Origin of the sequence: Acinetobacter sp. A1 (genome assembly GCF_012371315.1) — a bacterium.
Lineage (GTDB): Bacteria > Pseudomonadota > Gammaproteobacteria > Pseudomonadales > Moraxellaceae > Acinetobacter.
In genome coordinates, this window is the sequence record NZ_JAAZQY010000001.1 from 83467 (window position 1) to 99749 (window position 16283).

Below are 16283 nucleotides of genomic sequence, written 5' to 3' on the forward strand. Positions count from 1 at the left end.
TATTGAAGGCACACCAGATACTACGATTGCTTAAGCAATCGCAGCATCACATTCAGACTTTTTTCCAGCTGACTTTAGCTCCTCAGCAACGTGCGCAGTTTCTTTAGCGATACGACCTTCTTCGTCAGTTGGTACAACCCAAATTTGTGGGCCAGTACCAGCATCGATACGACCTTCAGTACCACGTTTTAAGTTGTCGTTACGCTCTTTACTGAAGTTGAAACCGAAGTGTGGTAAGTAAGATACTGTTTTTTCACGGATGTAAGCAGAGTTTTCACCAATACCACCAGTGAAGAACAAGCCGTCTAAGCGTGGTAGACCACAGCTAAGCGCAGCTAAAGATTTAGCTAAACGGTAGCAGAATACTTCAATAGCAAGCGTTGCATCTTCATTACCTTGTTCAGATGCTTCAATTAAAGTACGCATGTCGTTCGATAAACCTGACAAGCCGAGTAAACCACTTTGGCTGTTTAGCATCTTGTCAATTTTGTAGATGTCCCAACCCAAGTTGCTTGCAAGGAAGCTGTGTAAGCTTGGATCTACATCACCACTACGGGTACCCATTACCAAACCTTCAAGTGGGGTTAGGCCCATAGAAGTATCTACACTTTGACCATTCCAAATCGCACAAGTTGAGCTACCGTTACCTAAGTGAGCTGTTAACCAGCCACCTTGTTTAAAGCTACCTGCCAATTCTGAACCACGCTCTGAAACATACGCATGGCTTGTACCGTGGAAGCCATAACGACGTACGTTGTGGTCGGTATATAAGAATTTAGGTACTGCATAACGGTAAGCGTGAGCAGGCATAGTTTGGTGGAATGCAGTATCAAATACAGCAACTTGCGGAAGCTCTGGGAACAAACGCATCGTTGCTTCAATACCCACCAAGTGTGCTGGGTTATGTAACGGAGCAAGCGGAGTTGCTTCACGAATACGTTGAACAATTTCTTCTGTTAATAATTCTGCTTTGGTCAAAGTACCGCCGTGTACAACGCGGTGACCAATAGCTTGAGGCTTATATTGAGACAAGCGGCCTAAAATTGTTTCCAATGCTTTTTCGTGGTCAGCATGTGGAATAGAAAGTTCGAGAGGTTCACCACCGACGGTAACACCTTTAATGCGTGCATCAGCAGAACCTAGATTTTCTGCCAAACCAAAAATACGATCTTCGCGGCGCTCAGACACGAGTGCATATTTAATAGAAGAAGATCCGCAGTTAATCACTAATACTGATGTAGTCACGTTTATGTACCCGAATTCTAATTGAAGTTATCCCTAGTGAATCAAGCTGCGCGACAAGGATGGCAAATGGCAATGTGTTGCGCTGCAATCTTGATCAGTATGTATGTTTTATCATGGGTTTTTTGTTGCTCCTAGATAGACTTTAGGAGATTAGACTTAAGCATTATCGACCATGAAATCATAAATAATTAAAATTTATCAGTCCGAAACTTTCATTTATTCATGAAATAACGGTCAATTTTTCTGCTTAATTCCTGTTGTATTCTCTTAACATAGCACACTTCATTGCCTAGACGAGTGGCAAACTGTTTTAAATTATTTCTTAATTTGAATTCGGTTTATTTGGATTTAGCTGCGTACTTAATTTCCGACCAGCGGACAATCACATAAGCAATCAATGCCACCATAAAAAACACCAGCATCATCCACGCCAAACCTTGCAAGGTTTCAATAATGGTGCGGTAAATTTCTAGTACCCAGCGCTCCTGAGTCAGTTCTATTACAATTTTTTTATCATTCTCGGCATAGGTCAGCGGCGTGATGTATTTTTCCATATCGTAAATACGAATGCCTGATGATGTACCCACCACCATGCCTGCAAACTTGGTGTATTTTGCCCATGCTTCATGGATAGGGTCGTGAATGATACGTGCCAAAATAGCATTAATGGAGCCAGAGAATAGACGCATCACCACAAATGACACTAAAAGTGCCAAGGCAAAAGTACTAATTATTAAGTAATAAAACATAAGCAAGGTCACTCTTTTTACTGATTTTTTCTAATCATCAATTTTTAAATTTTAGGCGAGTGTAATTTGAAAGTGTGTAGTGGAACTGTGTCTAAAGCGAGTCGTCGGGTAATGTTCAGCTTCATGTGAAACTGAACATTACATTTGAATGTTGCAAAATTACAGATGGATTTTATTGGCGAATTTGACCATCACCAAAGACCACCCATTTTTGTGAGGTTAGGCCTTCTAAGCCCACAGGGCCACGAGTATGGATTTTGTCGGTTGAAATACCAATTTCAGCACCAAGGCCATATTCAAAACCATCGGCAAAACGAGTAGATGCATTGATCATGACTGAGCTTGAATCGACCGCAGCAAGGAACTGACGCGCCAAGCTAAAGTTTTCCGTAATAATCGCATCGGTATGATGTGAACCATATTTATTAATATGTTCAATCGCCTCATCTATGCCTGAAACCACTTTAACCGCCAAAATTGGACCTAGATATTCGGTGTACCAGTCTTCTTCTGTGGCAGTTTTGACAGTCGTGCCTAAAATCTTTTGGGTTGCAGGGCAGCCGCGTAATTCGACTTGTTTCTCTGCATACAGTTCTGCAATGCGAGGTAAAAATTGCTCAGCAACTCGCTCATCGACCAACAAAGTTTCCATAGCATTACACACGCCATAACGGTGCGTTTTGGCATTTAGTGCAATTGGCAGCGCTTTTTGCAAGTCAGCCTGTGCTTCTACAAATACATGGCAGTTACCATCTAAATGTTTAATCACTGGAATACGTGCTTCATTGCTGATGCGTTCAATCAGACTTTTACCACCACGTGGCACAATTACATCCACATATTCAGACATGGTAATCAGTTGCCCGACTGCAGCACGGTCTGAAGTGTTAATCACTTGTACCGAAGTTTCTGGCAAACCTGAAGCTTTTAAACCGTGTTGAATCGCAGTTGCAATGGCTTGATTGGATTCCAATGCTTCAGAACCACCACGTAAAATAATGGCATTACCTGATTTTAAAGCCAAAGATGCAGCTTCAAGGGTCACGTTCGGACGTGATTCGTAAATCATGCCTACCACACCCAGTGGCACACGCATTTTGCCCAGTTGAATACCAGATGGACGATAGGCCATATCGGTAATTTCACCAATAGGGTCCATTAAGCCAATCACATCTTTCAGGCCTTGTAACATGCCTTTAAAACGTGCGGGGTTGAGTTCTAAGCGATCTAGCAGCGCGCTATCTAAGTTATTGTTACGACCTTTGGTCATATCAATTTGGTTGGCAGCTAAAATAGCAGACTCGCTATTTTCCAATGCCGTATAAATAGCCGATAACGCATTGTTTTTAGATTGGGTAGAAGCGCTTGCTAAGACACGAGAGGCTTGGCGTGCTTGTTGTCCTACCGTTTGCATATATTGTTCAATAGACTCTTGCATAGCGGTTTGATCACTTAGAAATTTCTATCTGATATTAACAGTCTGTGCCTGTACAATGAAGCATCTAGGCGGAAAATTGACTAAATTGTTCAATCTTTAAATATTTTGTAATCTATTCATCTTTAAAAGTAGATGAGCGGTCATGGAAATTGTTGCGTATAAAATCAGCACCTGTATAGAATGATGCGATAAGACAATGATGTCATTCACAACAATAAGCAGGATGCCACTTCGGTAAAGCTGGCAATCGTTCTATTACGAACACTTGCACAATAAAAATAAAATGCGCATGGAGGTAGGGAATATGAATTCCATGATCCAAATGGACACGGACGTACAGGACTCAGGGTCTCATGTCTGTTTTTTTGATATTTACGATAAACACAGTTTTAAACAACCCGCTCGCACCACTTGGATCAATGGCTGGAAAGTGGAATATATGGCGATTGCACAGCCTGAAACTGCCCATTTAACCCCTATTGTGATTGTTGGCGGGGCATTCCAGAATTTTAATTCTTATAAATACTGCGTAGAGCAATTATTTCGTGCTGGCCCGATTATTTTAATTGATATGCCTTCTATGGGGGCTAATCAGCAAATGACCAATGTTGAAACAGGTGAGTCTGCAGGAACGTTGGAACTGCATGACTTGGGGCACATGCTGGGTGACTGGTTGGATATAGTCGGTTTAGACAAAGTCTCGGTGATGGGCATGTCACTCGGTTCAGTGGTGGCGTCCTGTTTGGCAGATCAGCGCCCTGAATTGATTGACCGCATGATTTTAATGGGGGTGATGCAAAAGACCCGTAAAAGTTGGCGTATGTTGCTTGAAGAATCGCTGCATTTAATGAAAGAACAGCGCATGGATGAGTTTGGTCAGGCGGTGATTTTGTACTTGGTGAATCATGCCAAAATGGAACAAACCCGTATGTCGCCTACCGCAAAGCGTCTGTTTTACCGACAAATGGCAGATTTTACTGCCACTGAGCAAGATCGCTACGATGTGAACTGCAACCGTTTATTGCGCTTGACTGATGTGCCTATCCCTCAATGTAAAGTGCTGGTGGCATGTGGGCAATATGACAGTTTTACCTTGCCACATGAAAATGCCAACTTTGCCTTACAGTGCCCAAATATGGAATTTGCCATGATTGCCAATGCAGATCATGTGCCGCAATTACAACGTCGCAAAGAAACCATGAATTTATTTGCGACTTTTTTAAGGGATGAGCCTATACAGGAATTAGAGGGTATTATTCCCATGACACGTGCGCAGCTTCTGACTATGGAGCGTCGTGGTGAGGCTCGCATTGCTATACAGAACCCGCATAGTCATTTGCAGCATCGTCATTCTGATTTGAATGTTGCCACGCACATTGTCGATTTAAACTTCTTTGGTGTGTTACTTGATTTTGAAAATCCAACGTTGGCTGCACAGGCAGCACAATTTGAACGGGATATGGCCTTGCAGCTACAAGATGAAGAAGGCAGCTTTAGTATAGAATGCTTGATTTTTGAAAGTGAAGGGTCGCAACTGCGTGCATTGTTTAAGCATGGTAGTTTTGATGTAGCAGAGCGTTTGTTGCGTTATGTAGCGCGTCAAAAAGCACTTGCCCAAAATTTAGAATATGCCTGCTAGGGATGTTGTGAGTTCATAGAGCTGAAATTACTTGAATAAGAAAGAATGAAAATAGCGTGCTAAGCCACGCTATTTTTTTTGTAGGCATGAATCATCCAGACTAGATCGCCCAAATGTTCTTCATTTGAGTTATCTAGCGGGGCGCTGGAAAAATATAACTGTGGCTGTTGTACCTTGACTTGCTCAAAACCTGCACTTTGAAAAAACTGTGACAATTGCTGTGGAGATTGAAAATGGAAAGTGAAGGCACTGCGTGACATAAATTTCAGTAAGCGACTCGAACTCCAAATAAAACTGGCCAATTTGTTCTTAACGGGTTCAGGGTAAATGTCAGTTAAATAATGCAGTTCTGGAAAGTCTTGGGTGTAGTTACACATGCCTTGTAATAGCTGTTGCAGCATGTCTAAGTTAAAGTAGTTAATCAAGCCTTCACTAATAATGACCAACGGCTGCGAGTGGTCAAAATTTTCAAAAATATCTTGGAAAGATTCACTGAAAATGTCACCTGTGAGCACTTCAGGCACATCGGGATTAATTTGTTGCAAAGCTTGAGTCTTAATTTTTGCCATATCTGGCAAATCTAATTCACGGTAATTCAATTCAGGAAATTTTTGTCGGAAGTTCCAACTGCGTGGCGACAGTCCAGACGCAATTTCGAGTACTTGTAGTTGCGGATATTGCTGAATCAGTTGGCTCAAATGTGCATCAATCATTTGGTGACGTTGTTTGAGTGTGCTGCGCATACTTCCGCCCACATGACGTTCTGCCCAGTTTTCTAGAGGATGCACCAATTTGGCTAAAAACTTGCCTTTTCGGGTTGCAAATACGGGGTGTGATATGCCCATTTGATACCAGATATAACCCGTGTAATGTGCAGTAAAAGAAATATGGCGATGCTTAGATAGCGGTGGTGCTACAAGGGAAGTATCTGAACTCTGCGAGTGATCTTCTTGAGAAATTACAGTTCTTGTCATACGAATTTGGACCTTAATTTTTTATATGGTGGTCATGTGGTTTCACAGCTATTTAGAAATAAATTCAGGTCAAAATCCTGAATGTAAGCTATGCTGAAAATATGAGAAATTTTATCATAATCAAAAAGAGACACGCTGTCGTGTCTCTTTATCGTAAAAGTAATACTCAGATTCTCAAATGAAGTGCAGGTTGAGTTTGGTTTAACTGCACTATTTGTACTGCTTATCTAAATTGTATAAGCGGTTGGGTCTCGACTGGCTTGCGCTGCCAATAAGGCTGTACTTTGTTCTTTAAAGGTTAAGATGCGATCACGCACTGTACGCCATTCATCACCCAAGTCGAGGGTTTCACGCAACTCAACTGTGTTTAGGGCAGGAATTTTGCCACGCATACGTTCCAATCGAGCTTGATTAGGCAAAGGAAAATCCGTAATCGCATTTAAAGCCAGTTGTTGCGCTGCACGGTTGTTGCAGACCAAGCCCATATCACAGCCTGCAGCTAAGGCTGCACGCAAACGGGCATCGGCATCGCCTGCAACACAGGCTGCTTGCATGCTTAAATCATCTGAAAAGAGTACGCCATCGTAACCCATATCTTGACGCAAGACTTGTTGTAACCAAAATTCAGAAAAACCAGCAGGGTTTGGGTCGACTTGATCATAAATCACATGTGCAGGCATTAAGGCATCTAGCTGATTTTGCAACTGGATAAAGGTTTGCAGGTCATGCTGCTGAATTTCTGCAAAGGTACGTGAATCGATGGCGGCTGCCACGTGAGAATCCGCTTTAACCGAACCATGTCCAGGAAAGTGCTTGCCTGTGGTAGCCATACCTGCACGGTGCATTCCGCGTAAAAAGGCATCTGCCAAAGCAATAATGTCGGCAGGTTGTTGAGCAAAAGCACGATCGCCAATCACATCGCTGATGTCATTTAAATCCAAGACGGGTGCAAAACTAAAATCAATACCTACAGCCAGCACCTCGGTGGCCATTAACCAGCCACACTCTTCGGCAAGTTTCAGCGCACGTTCTGGTTCAGTCTGGTACAGTTCACCAAATCTACCCATAGCAGGCAATAAGGTAAAACCTTGTTTCAAGCGTTGAACTCGGCCACCTTCCTGATCCACTGCAATTAAAATATCTGGACGGACTTGGCGCATGTGATCGGTTAAGGCACGAACTTGAGCAGGTGACTGGATATTTCGGGCAAATAAAATTACGCCACCGACTTGCGGAGCGCGTAATAGTTCAATATCTTCTTGGGTAAGCTCTGTACCTGCAATGTCGAGCATCAATGCGCCAATCATAGTGGGTGTCCGTATTCGATTTTTATCAATAAAAAAACAATACCCGAATTCTGCAATGATTTGCTACATTTTGACAGTACAGATTATGATAAAACTACACGACAGAACCTAATTAAGTTATATAAGATTTTGAATCTGCTCGATTCGCATTGAAAAGCAGAGATTGGTCAAAAACCAAGGACGTAAATATTTTTATGAAACTTCAAACCATCGCTTGTGCGGTTGCTATTGCAACTGGCGGTTTTTTCTTTTCTCACGCCATTAATGAAGCGATTGCAGCCAATAACACCGCTGCAGTGGCCAACAGTATTGTGCCGACGCAGGAACAAGCTTTGGTTTCGCGTCAATTGGCGACCTTGGTCGATCGTCAGCATTATTTAAATCAGCGTTTGGATGCGTCTACATCTCAGCGTATTTTTGATTTTTATATCGACAGTCTAGACCCAGACCACACCTTGTTTTTGGCAAAGGAAGTTGAACAGTACCGTAAACAGTATGCGGCAACTTTTGGTGCATCCTTAAAAGCGGGTAATTTGGCTGGGCCGTATCAAATTCATACGCAGTACCGTGAGCGTTTAAAACAGTTTTATAATTTCATGTTGGCAGAGCTGAAAAAACCACAAAATTTAAAACAGCCAAATGTCAGTATTGAAACAGATCGAGAAAAAGCACCGTTCTTTAAAACAGAAGCAGAAATGCGTGCGCACTGGCAAAAAATGCTGGTATCTCAGCTGATTAACCTCACCATCAGCAAAGAAGAAGAACTGGCAAAACAAAAAGCCATTAAAGACAATCCTGAGTTGACCAATGGGCAAGATTTGGCTAGTCCTGAAGATTTGACTCCAGTGCAAACGCTAACCAAACGTTATACACGTCAGTTAGAGCGCATGAATCGTTTAAAGAGTGATGATGTACTGGACAAAACTTTAAATGCGATGATGCTGACTTACGATCCGCACAGTAACTACTTCCCACCAGTCGATGCAATGGAGCTAAACCGTCAAACGACTTTACAGTTGGAAGGGATTGGGGTGTCGATTCGTCCTGAACGGGGCAATGAAGATTACACCAAAATTGAAACCATTGTTGAGGGTGGCCCTGCCAGTAAAACAGGACAGGTGAAATCGGGTGACCGCATTATTGGTGTGGCGCAAGATGGCGAAAAAATGGTGGATGTGGTCGGTTGGCCAAGTAATGAAATTGTCGGTTTGATTCGTGGTAAACGTGGCACTAAAGTGACCGTGCGTTTACTTGGGGCTGGTGCTGCCATGAATCAGGCACGTAATGTGACCATTGTGCGTGATGTCATTCAGGAAGAGGATGCAGGAGTTCGTTCGCGTACTATTGACATCCAACGTGATGGTCAAACTTATACTTACGGTGTGATTGAAATTCCATCTTTCTATTTGAACTATCGTGCACGCCGTGCGGGTAATGAATATCGCTCAGTTTCTGAAGATACCAACAATGCACTGAAAACGCTGGCTGCAAAAAATGTGGCAGGCATTATTGTAGATTTGCGCAATAACCCAGGCGGCTCACTTGAAGAAGTGGCACGTATGCTCGGGCAAGTGATTAAGTCAGGCCCTGTGGTGCAAATTCGTGATGGCAATGGCAATGTCAGCGTGTTTGAAGATGACGATGGCGGTGCACAGACTTATGCAGGCCCATTGGCGGTGATGATTAACTTAGCTTCAGCCTCTGCTAGTGAAATTTATTCTGCCGCTATTCAGGATTACCAGCGCGGGATTGTGATTGGCAGCACCACCACGGGTAAAGGCACGGCACAAGTGCAACTAGACACTTTAGCTTATGGGCAAGCGACTTTAACACAGCGTAAATTCTACCGAATTACAGGTGGCAGTACCCAAAATAAAGGGGTGATTCCAGACATTAAACTGGTGGATATTTACAATGAAGAGTTTGGTGAGCGTAAAGCTAAAAATGCATTGAAATGGGATACCATTCCAACTGCGCCATTTAAGCGTGAAGGCTCAGTACAGCCTTATATCACCAAATTAAGTCAATTGTCACAGCAACGTGTCACGCTAGATCCACAATTTAAATATTTGGAACAGCGTAAGCAAATTGCGAAGCAAGCTGAAGAACGTAAAAGTATTGTCTTAGATATTGAACAGCGCAGAGCCGAGTTAATGGCACTAGAGCAGCAAACTTTGACTGCTGAAAACAAGCGTCGTCAGGAAACAGGACTCAAACCATTTGCAAACTGGGAAAGCTATCAGGCTTCTATTGATGCCTTGGCAGAAGCACGTGCAAAAATGAAAGCAGCACAGCGTCCAGCGTTGCCTGAAGAAGAAGCATTTGTTGTTGAGGCGGCACATGTTTTACAAGACTATGCCATGTTGCAAACCGGCGCCCAAAAAGCAGATTAAACTCGTATTAATCTAAGCGTGTTTTAAAGAAAACCAGCCCATGATTGATGATGTGCTGGTTTTTTTATGCATGTTGCAAAAGCAATGGCTGTCTGGTTTTAAGTACGTTTTAAACTGATATCAGCGCTTAAATTTAATGAGGCAAAGCTAAGTTTTATATTTATTGTAACTTTGGCTATTGACCAGAAACAAGTTGTATTAGACTCTAGCGATAATGTTTTGTTTTTATGTAATTCAAGAAGTAAATAAAGTAGTTTTAATGTTTTTTTTGTTAAGCAGAGAGCATGGGATTGAGTCAGGTAAAAACAATAAATGATGATCGAAACGGAAGCCTATAATGGTTCATGTGCACTATGATCTGAGCCTTGTAATAGGTTCAATAGCAATCTCAATTTTAGCCTGCTATTTTGCAGTGTCTATTGAGCAGTTGTTATTTCAGAATGTGCAACAAAAAAATAAAACGATTGCTTTATTTATTAGTGGTGTGCTTTTAGGTGCAGCCGTGTGGTGTATGCACTTTGTGGGTATGCTGGCCTGCCATTTTCCTGCGCCGTATCAATTTAATCTGAGTTTTACCGCACTTTCCTTTTTCATTGCTTTTCTTGCCTCTACTTTTGCAGTCTGGCTCACCACCAAATCGACTTTACCTTTACCACGCTTAATTCTGAGTGGCCTGTTGATGGGCTTAGGAATTGCGGGTATGCATTACACGGGAATGATGGGTGTGGTCGTAGAAGGCTATCGTAGTCATTATGACCCGACGATTGTGCTGCTTTCAATTTTGGTCGCCATCATTGGTGCTATTGTCACCTTCTGGTTAATGTTCAGAGCAAAATGCAGGATTAGACGTCAGGCACATTATAAAATTTTAATTGCGGTATTAATGAGTCTGAGCATTGTGGCCATGCACTATATTGGCATGGAAGCATTGCATTTTCACTCTACAGAAAACTTACCCAAGTTAAGACCTGATCAATTGGAGCAAAATCAAGCACTTTTGCTGGTTTTGACCATTACAGGGCTAATTTTTGCAGCAGCCTTGGGTGTGGCGATGCTAGAACAGCGTTTAGAAGAGCAAAGCCGTAAATTATCTATCGCAAATCGTGAACTAGCCAATCAGGCGGTTAAAGATAACCTAACTAAACTGCCAAATCGTTTGTATTTGGCTGAATATGCACAATTACTTTTTTCTGAGCATCGTCAAAAAGGTAGCAAAGTTGCATTTTTATACATTGATTTAGACCGTTTTAAAGCTGTGAATGATGTATTTGGGCATCATGTAGGTGATCAGTTATTAATTCAATTGTCCAAGCGTGTGCAAACTCGTTTGAGTGACAAAACACAATTGCTCAGAATTGGCGGTGATGAATTTTTATTGGTGATTGAGCATACCGATATTGCAGAAGCGACCTTAATTTCAGAACAGGTTTTGGAACTGATCCAACAAAGTTTCTTAATCGCGGGCAAGGAAATTAATATTTCAGGCAGTATTGGGATTGCGATGTTCCCAGAACATGGCAGCAACTTGCAAGATATTTTAATGAATGCCGATGCAGCCATGCTGACATCGAAATATCAGGGACGAAATACCAGTTCGGTATTTAGTTATGATTTGGAGTTACTAGAAGCCAAAAGCCAAAGTAAATTAATCAATGATTTATATAAAGCCGTAGAACAACAACAATTTACCTTGTTTTATCAACCTAAATTTACGGCAGTGGAACACAAAAATTGTGGGGTTGAGGCATTAATTCGCTGGTATCATCCTGTGCATGGTTTATTGACGCCCAATATGTTTATTAAAGGGGCTGAAAAAACAGGTCTAATTATTCAAATAGGTTATTGGACGCTTGAAGAAGCATTTAAACAAATTCAGGCTTGGGAAAAGGCGGGAATATCTTTATTTCCAGTGGCTGTGAACTTGTCGGCAGTGCAGTTTGAGCATAAGCATCTGTTTTCAAACTTAGAAAATTTATTTAAGCGCTATAATATTCAACCGCAGCATCTTATGATTGAAGTGACTGAAACGACTGCGATGCATCATATTGAGTCGAGTATTCGTAGTTTTGAACGCTTACGTCAAATGGGTATTCAATTGGCGATTGATGATTTTGGTACAGGCCATTCCAGCTTTTTGTATTTGAAAAAACTGCCTGTGGATGAACTTAAAATTGATCGTGCATTCATTCACGATTTAACCTTAAACAGCAAAGAAGAAGTTATTTTAGAAAGTATTATTCAATTGGCCATTAAATTAGGCCTAACAGTGACAGCAGAAGGGGTTGAAAATCAGCAACAGGCTGAAATTTTAACCCGTTTGGGGTGTCAGCAATTACAAGGCTATTGGCTCGGTATGCCCATGGATGTCGAGCGTTTAGAGAGCGTATTTACTTATCCTGCTTAAAGATTGAAAACTTTTTTAATTTTAAAAATTAACAGCTTACGCTTTATACATTTTATTTTTCAAAAGCTACGACACAACCTGTCCAACTTGGGTGAGATACTCACAGTGTGGTTGAGCATGGCAGAGCAAAAGGCTTGCTAAGAACAAGCATATGATCAGCCCATTTATATAATGAATATTACTTTGGGAATAATAACAATGCCATTTTTAATTAAGCATATTGATCAAATTGCACGAGAAAAACAACGCGATGTTTTGTATGTAGATTTTGATCGAGAATTATATCCTGATTACGATTATAAAAATTGGCAGATACGCCAAGATTTAATCAATTGGCTTGATGAGCAGGATATTTCTTATCAGTTCTGGGCGGGAATGGCGAGTGAATATAGTTTTGAGTCATATCACGGACAGCTGTATTTAGATGTGATTTATGATGAAAACGACCCTGTCTATCAGCGATTAAGTCGGCATTTGGAAGACGAGCAGGGAAAACCTAAGATTAAAGGTGTGCTTTTCTTTTATTGTCCTTTGGACATGGCCATGCAGAATAAACATCACGATGAGCCAGGTTTTTGGGAAAACTGAAGCAATCTTTTTTATAGTTCCTAATAATTCAGGTGATGCGATGCAATCTAAGCACATACGTACAGCATTATTGAATCTGCTCAAACAAAATGAGCTGTCAGCACATGACCAACAGCAGTTACTTGAATATGAAGACACTTGGCAGGGTCGCGCTGTACATGAACCGAGTATAAAAATGCTGTTGGCGCAACATCCTGCTATTGGTTTGGATACACAACGTGCGCTTTTGGCAGAAAATAATGTGGTCAGACGTTTTCTGGCTAAAAACGTTTCTATTTGTGAGGAAATTCAACTTCAGCTAGTGCATGATCAGGCTATTGTTTTGGTGGGTAATCAAAACTTAACAGCTAAAGTGCAAATGGCTTTACTTCAGCAATTTCCAGTTCATTTGGAGCGCTCGAATCGCTATTTATGGAATATCCTCTTAGATCATCCTAATGTTTCAGCGCAAGCTCAACACAAAATCATGCAGGAAATGAGAGAGGAGCATATCCGAAGAAAAGCCAATCCTGAGACAGAAGTTTCAGCACAATACGGCTTTACAGTCCCTGATTTCATTGATCGAACAGCGTATATGACCACAGCGCAGCAGTTTTCTTTGTATCGCAGCGGGCATAGAAAGCAGCTTTGTAAGTTGGCACGATGTTCAAATTTAATGGAAAAGTTGCAATACAAGTTACTTGAGGTCAATGACGCGCTGATTGTTTCATTCCTTGCCGATAATCGATTTATCTGTGATGACATCAAAACGCAGATATTTGAGTCACGAAGTGCTTATATCTAAGATTTCACAATAAGACACCGACTAAAAGAATGATCTGTTTCTTTTCTCATTTGAGAAAGACAAGGTAGAAATAAGAGTACAGTGTTTTGCTGCCCAGTAACTTGTGAAGACAAAAAGCATAAATCTGCTACAATATCGCCAATTTTTCATATTGATCATTTTGGTCTTATACACTGCGATTCTGCAGTAGGTGTCTTGCATGAGTTTTAAAGATGAGTTAGCGGCGCAGGTCGCACAGCGACGTACTTTCGCGATTATTTCCCACCCCGATGCTGGTAAAACCACCATGACAGAAAAACTGCTGTTATGGGGACAGGCCATTCAGGTTGCAGGGATGGTGAAAAGCCGTAAGTCTGACCGTGGTGCTACATCTGACTGGATGGAAATGGAAAAAGAGCGTGGAATTTCCATTACCACCTCGGTGATGCAATTCCCATATAAAGACAAAATGATTAACCTGCTCGACACCCCAGGGCACGAAGATTTCTCTGAAGATACTTACCGTACTTTAACGGCTGTGGATTCAGCCTTGATGGTAATTGATGGTGCAAAAGGGGTCGAAGACCGAACCATAAAATTGATGGATGTGTGTCGTATGCGTGACACCCCCATTATTTCATTTGTGAACAAAATGGACCGTGAAATTCGTGAGCCATTGGAATTGTTAGATGAAATTGAAAACGTCTTAAAAATTAAATGTGTTCCAATTACTTGGCCTTTGGGTACGGGGCGTGATTTTGCCGGTGTATTTAACCTGATTGAAGAAAAATTTTATGTTTACAAATCAGGCTTTGGTTCAACCATTACTGAAATTGAAATTCGCGATGGTTATAACCATGCAGATTTACGTGAAAAAGTAGGTGAGTTGGCTTGGGCGGCATTTGAAGAGTCACTGGAACTGGTGCAAATGGCGAATGAGCCATTAGACCGTGAAGAATTCTTGGCGGGCCGTCAAACTCCAGTGTTATTTGGTACCGCATTGGGCAATTTTGGAGTAGATCACGTCCTGAATGCGTTTAGTGAATATGCACCACCACCGAAGGCACATCCGACACAAGACCGTATTGTTGAAGCCAATGAAGAAGGCTTTAGTGGCTTTGTATTTAAGATTCAGGCCAATATGGACCCTAAACACCGTGACCGTATTGCATTCATGCGAATTTGTTCGGGTAAGTATGAAAAAGGCTTGAAAATGAAACATGTACGCATAGATAAAGATGTGCGTATTAGTGATGCCTTAACCTTCTTAGCAGGTGACCGCCAGCATTTAGAAGAAGCATGGCCAGGTGATATTATTGGTTTGCATAACCACGGTACCATTCAAATTGGTGATACATTCACTTCAGGTGAAAAGCTACAATTTACAGGTATTCCACACTTCGCGCCTGAAATGTTCCGTCGTGTACGTTTGAAAGATCCTTTAAAATCTAAACAGCTACAAAAAGGCTTGAAAGAGCTTTCAGAAGAAGGTGCAACACAGGTCTTTATGCCACAAAACAGCAATGACTTGATTGTTGGCGCTGTGGGTGTCTTGCAGTTTGAAGTGGTGGCGTATCGCCTGAAAGAAGAATATAAAGTCGATTGTATGTATGAGCCAGTCAGCATCAATACCGTGCGTTGGGTGTCTTGTGCAGATGAGAAAAAATTTAACGAGTTTAAGAAAAAAGCCCACGACCAATTGTCGGTCGATGGTGGTGGTCACTTAACTTATCTCGCACCTAGCCGCGTGAATTTACAGTTAATGCAAGAGCGTTATCCTGATATTGAGTTTAGAAATACGCGTGAGCACTAAGTTCAAGCTTTCAAAAATAAAACAGCTTCATCACGAAGCTGTTTTATTATGGCTGGTGATTATTTTTAGATAAATACATTGGGGATGTCATGCTGCAAAAAACAGTCTATCTGGGAGTAATGTTGAGTGGGGCGATCTTACTCAGTGCCTGTGACTCATCTCAACAAAATAAAAATGCAGATGAGCAAACCTCTATTTTTCAGAAAGATCAGGCTGAAGTTTTACCTTATTTAAATATCAAACAACAAGCCGCAGCTATTGCTTTGCCTTTTTGTGAAAACAGAAATTGCATAGAGCTGGAAATTCAAACTTTAAATACCCAAGATGCATGGCTAAATGACTGGATTGCCAAAAATCAGGCCATGGTGATTCAAGATCAAATTGGCTTAAAGCAAAATATGAGTTTGCAGCAAGCGGTAGATGCTTATGTGAAAAAATCTGATGCATGGCAGGCAGCACTGGCACAAAATAAAGCCTATGAATTGGCGATGTACACTCGAATTGCCTATCAGCGTAATCAGTATGTATTGTTACAGGTTGGGGTAGATACCCAGCAAGAAGGTACGCACATTAAAGAGCGTTATTATTTCTTTGTGGCAGACCGCAAACAGCAAAAAGCTTTGTCTGTTTTAGATGTAATTGATCCTAAGCAACAAACTAAGATGCATACCTTTGTGCAGCAGGCCTATCAAGACTGGTTGAAAGAGCAGAGCAGTGAAATACAAAACAATGCGTCAGAAAAACTATATTGGGGGCAGGCAGACTGGTTTTTTGATGATCAAGGCTTAGGTTTGCATTACCGTACCCATGAAATTGTGCAAGATGGACCACAGTTTGATATTTACCTAAGCAAAGCACAAACACAACAAGTTTTAAAAGCAGAAATCTACCCATCTATGTTTTAGTAGGTTTTAGTAGAGATTGATTATAAGCAGCAACACGTACCTATGATTGGGTCACGTATATGCTC

Annotated in this window: 12 protein-coding genes; 7 read left to right on the top strand and 5 right to left on the bottom strand. The window is 41.5% G+C overall.

Annotated features, from left to right (window positions below):
- Positions 1 to 30: 30 nt before the first annotated feature.
- From HHA41_RS00465 to HHA41_RS00475, 3 genes are all read right to left on the bottom strand, one after another.
- Positions 31 to 1245, bottom strand: coding sequence for an acetate kinase (locus HHA41_RS00465; protein WP_168417900.1), 1215 nt, complete (start codon positions 1243 to 1245; stop codon positions 31 to 33).
- 338 nt (positions 1246 to 1583) lie between these two features.
- Complete coding sequence (locus HHA41_RS00470; protein ID WP_168417901.1) at positions 1584 to 1994, bottom strand: hypothetical protein; 411 nt, start codon at positions 1992 to 1994, stop codon at positions 1584 to 1586.
- Positions 1995 to 2166: 172 nt separating this feature from the next.
- Complete coding sequence (locus HHA41_RS00475) at positions 2167 to 3432, bottom strand: glutamate-5-semialdehyde dehydrogenase (RefSeq protein ID WP_168459999.1); 1266 nt, start codon at positions 3430 to 3432, stop codon at positions 2167 to 2169.
- A 304-nt stretch (positions 3433 to 3736) separates the two neighbouring features.
- On the opposite strand from HHA41_RS00475, the gene HHA41_RS00480 reads away from it, so the two are divergent.
- Complete coding sequence (locus tag HHA41_RS00480) at positions 3737 to 5071, top strand: alpha/beta hydrolase (protein ID WP_168460000.1); 1335 nt, start codon at positions 3737 to 3739, stop codon at positions 5069 to 5071.
- Between the two features lie 59 nt (positions 5072 to 5130).
- Here HHA41_RS00480 and HHA41_RS00485 read toward each other — a convergent pair whose 3' ends face one another.
- Both HHA41_RS00485 and nagZ read right to left on the bottom strand, forming a co-directional pair.
- A complete protein-coding gene (locus HHA41_RS00485) occupies positions 5131 to 6045 on the bottom strand; it encodes a class I SAM-dependent methyltransferase (RefSeq protein ID WP_168460001.1) in 915 nt (304 codons plus the stop codon).
- Between the two features lie 227 nt (positions 6046 to 6272).
- A complete protein-coding gene (gene nagZ, locus HHA41_RS00490; RefSeq protein ID WP_168460003.1) occupies positions 6273 to 7352 on the bottom strand; it encodes a beta-N-acetylhexosaminidase in 1080 nt (359 codons plus the stop codon).
- A 194-nt stretch (positions 7353 to 7546) separates the two neighbouring features.
- Between nagZ and HHA41_RS00495 the strand changes: the two genes are divergently transcribed.
- The 6 genes from HHA41_RS00495 (at position 7547) to HHA41_RS00520 (ending at position 16218) form a co-directional block, all read left to right on the top strand.
- Positions 7547 to 9745, top strand: a complete 2199-nt coding sequence (locus tag HHA41_RS00495; RefSeq protein WP_168460004.1) for a carboxy terminal-processing peptidase — start codon at positions 7547 to 7549, stop codon at positions 9743 to 9745.
- Positions 9746 to 10082: 337 nt separating this feature from the next.
- The gene (locus HHA41_RS00500; RefSeq protein ID WP_168460005.1) at positions 10083 to 12149 is read left to right on the top strand and encodes an EAL domain-containing protein; all 2067 of its coding nucleotides are present in this window, start codon (positions 10083 to 10085) and stop codon (positions 12147 to 12149) included.
- A gap of 198 nt (positions 12150 to 12347) precedes the next feature.
- Positions 12348 to 12737 carry a hypothetical protein gene (locus HHA41_RS00505; protein WP_168460006.1) on the top strand — a complete coding sequence of 130 codons (390 nt, stop codon included), beginning with the start codon at positions 12348 to 12350 and terminating at the stop codon, positions 12735 to 12737.
- Positions 12738 to 12777: 40 nt separating this feature from the next.
- Positions 12778 to 13521: a hypothetical protein gene (locus HHA41_RS00510; protein WP_168417909.1), complete on the top strand. Its 744-nt coding sequence runs from the start codon at positions 12778 to 12780 to the stop codon at positions 13519 to 13521.
- A gap of 199 nt (positions 13522 to 13720) precedes the next feature.
- Positions 13721 to 15313, top strand: coding sequence for a peptide chain release factor 3 (locus HHA41_RS00515; RefSeq protein WP_168417910.1), 1593 nt, complete (start codon positions 13721 to 13723; stop codon positions 15311 to 15313).
- Positions 15314 to 15402: 89 nt separating this feature from the next.
- Positions 15403 to 16218, top strand: a complete 816-nt coding sequence (locus tag HHA41_RS00520; protein WP_168417911.1) for a hypothetical protein — start codon at positions 15403 to 15405, stop codon at positions 16216 to 16218.
- The last annotated feature ends 65 nt before the right edge of the window (positions 16219 to 16283 follow it).

Bases quoted from the DNA above. Each gene is read 5' to 3' on its own strand.
- HHA41_RS00470 (WP_168417901.1), bottom strand. From the start codon at position 1,994: ATGTTTTATTACTTAATAATTAGTACTTTTGCCTTGGCACTTTTAGTG.
- HHA41_RS00475 (WP_168459999.1), bottom strand. From the start codon at position 3,432: ATGCAAGAGTCTATTGAACAATATATGCAAACGGTAGGACAACAAGCA.
- HHA41_RS00480 (WP_168460000.1), top strand. From the start codon at position 3,737: ATGAATTCCATGATCCAAATGGACACGGACGTACAGGACTCAGGGTCT.
- HHA41_RS00485 (WP_168460001.1), bottom strand. From the start codon at position 6,045: ATGACAAGAACTGTAATTTCTCAAGAAGATCACTCGCAGAGTTCAGAT.
- nagZ (WP_168460003.1), bottom strand. From the start codon at position 7,352: ATGATTGGCGCATTGATGCTCGACATTGCAGGTACAGAGCTTACCCAA.
- HHA41_RS00495 (WP_168460004.1), top strand. From the start codon at position 7,547: ATGAAACTTCAAACCATCGCTTGTGCGGTTGCTATTGCAACTGGCGGT.
- HHA41_RS00500 (WP_168460005.1), top strand. From the start codon at position 10,083: ATGGTTCATGTGCACTATGATCTGAGCCTTGTAATAGGTTCAATAGCA.
- HHA41_RS00505 (WP_168460006.1), top strand. From the start codon at position 12,348: ATGCCATTTTTAATTAAGCATATTGATCAAATTGCACGAGAAAAACAA.
- HHA41_RS00510 (WP_168417909.1), top strand. From the start codon at position 12,778: ATGCAATCTAAGCACATACGTACAGCATTATTGAATCTGCTCAAACAA.
- HHA41_RS00515 (WP_168417910.1), top strand. From the start codon at position 13,721: ATGAGTTTTAAAGATGAGTTAGCGGCGCAGGTCGCACAGCGACGTACT.
- HHA41_RS00520 (WP_168417911.1), top strand. From the start codon at position 15,403: ATGCTGCAAAAAACAGTCTATCTGGGAGTAATGTTGAGTGGGGCGATC.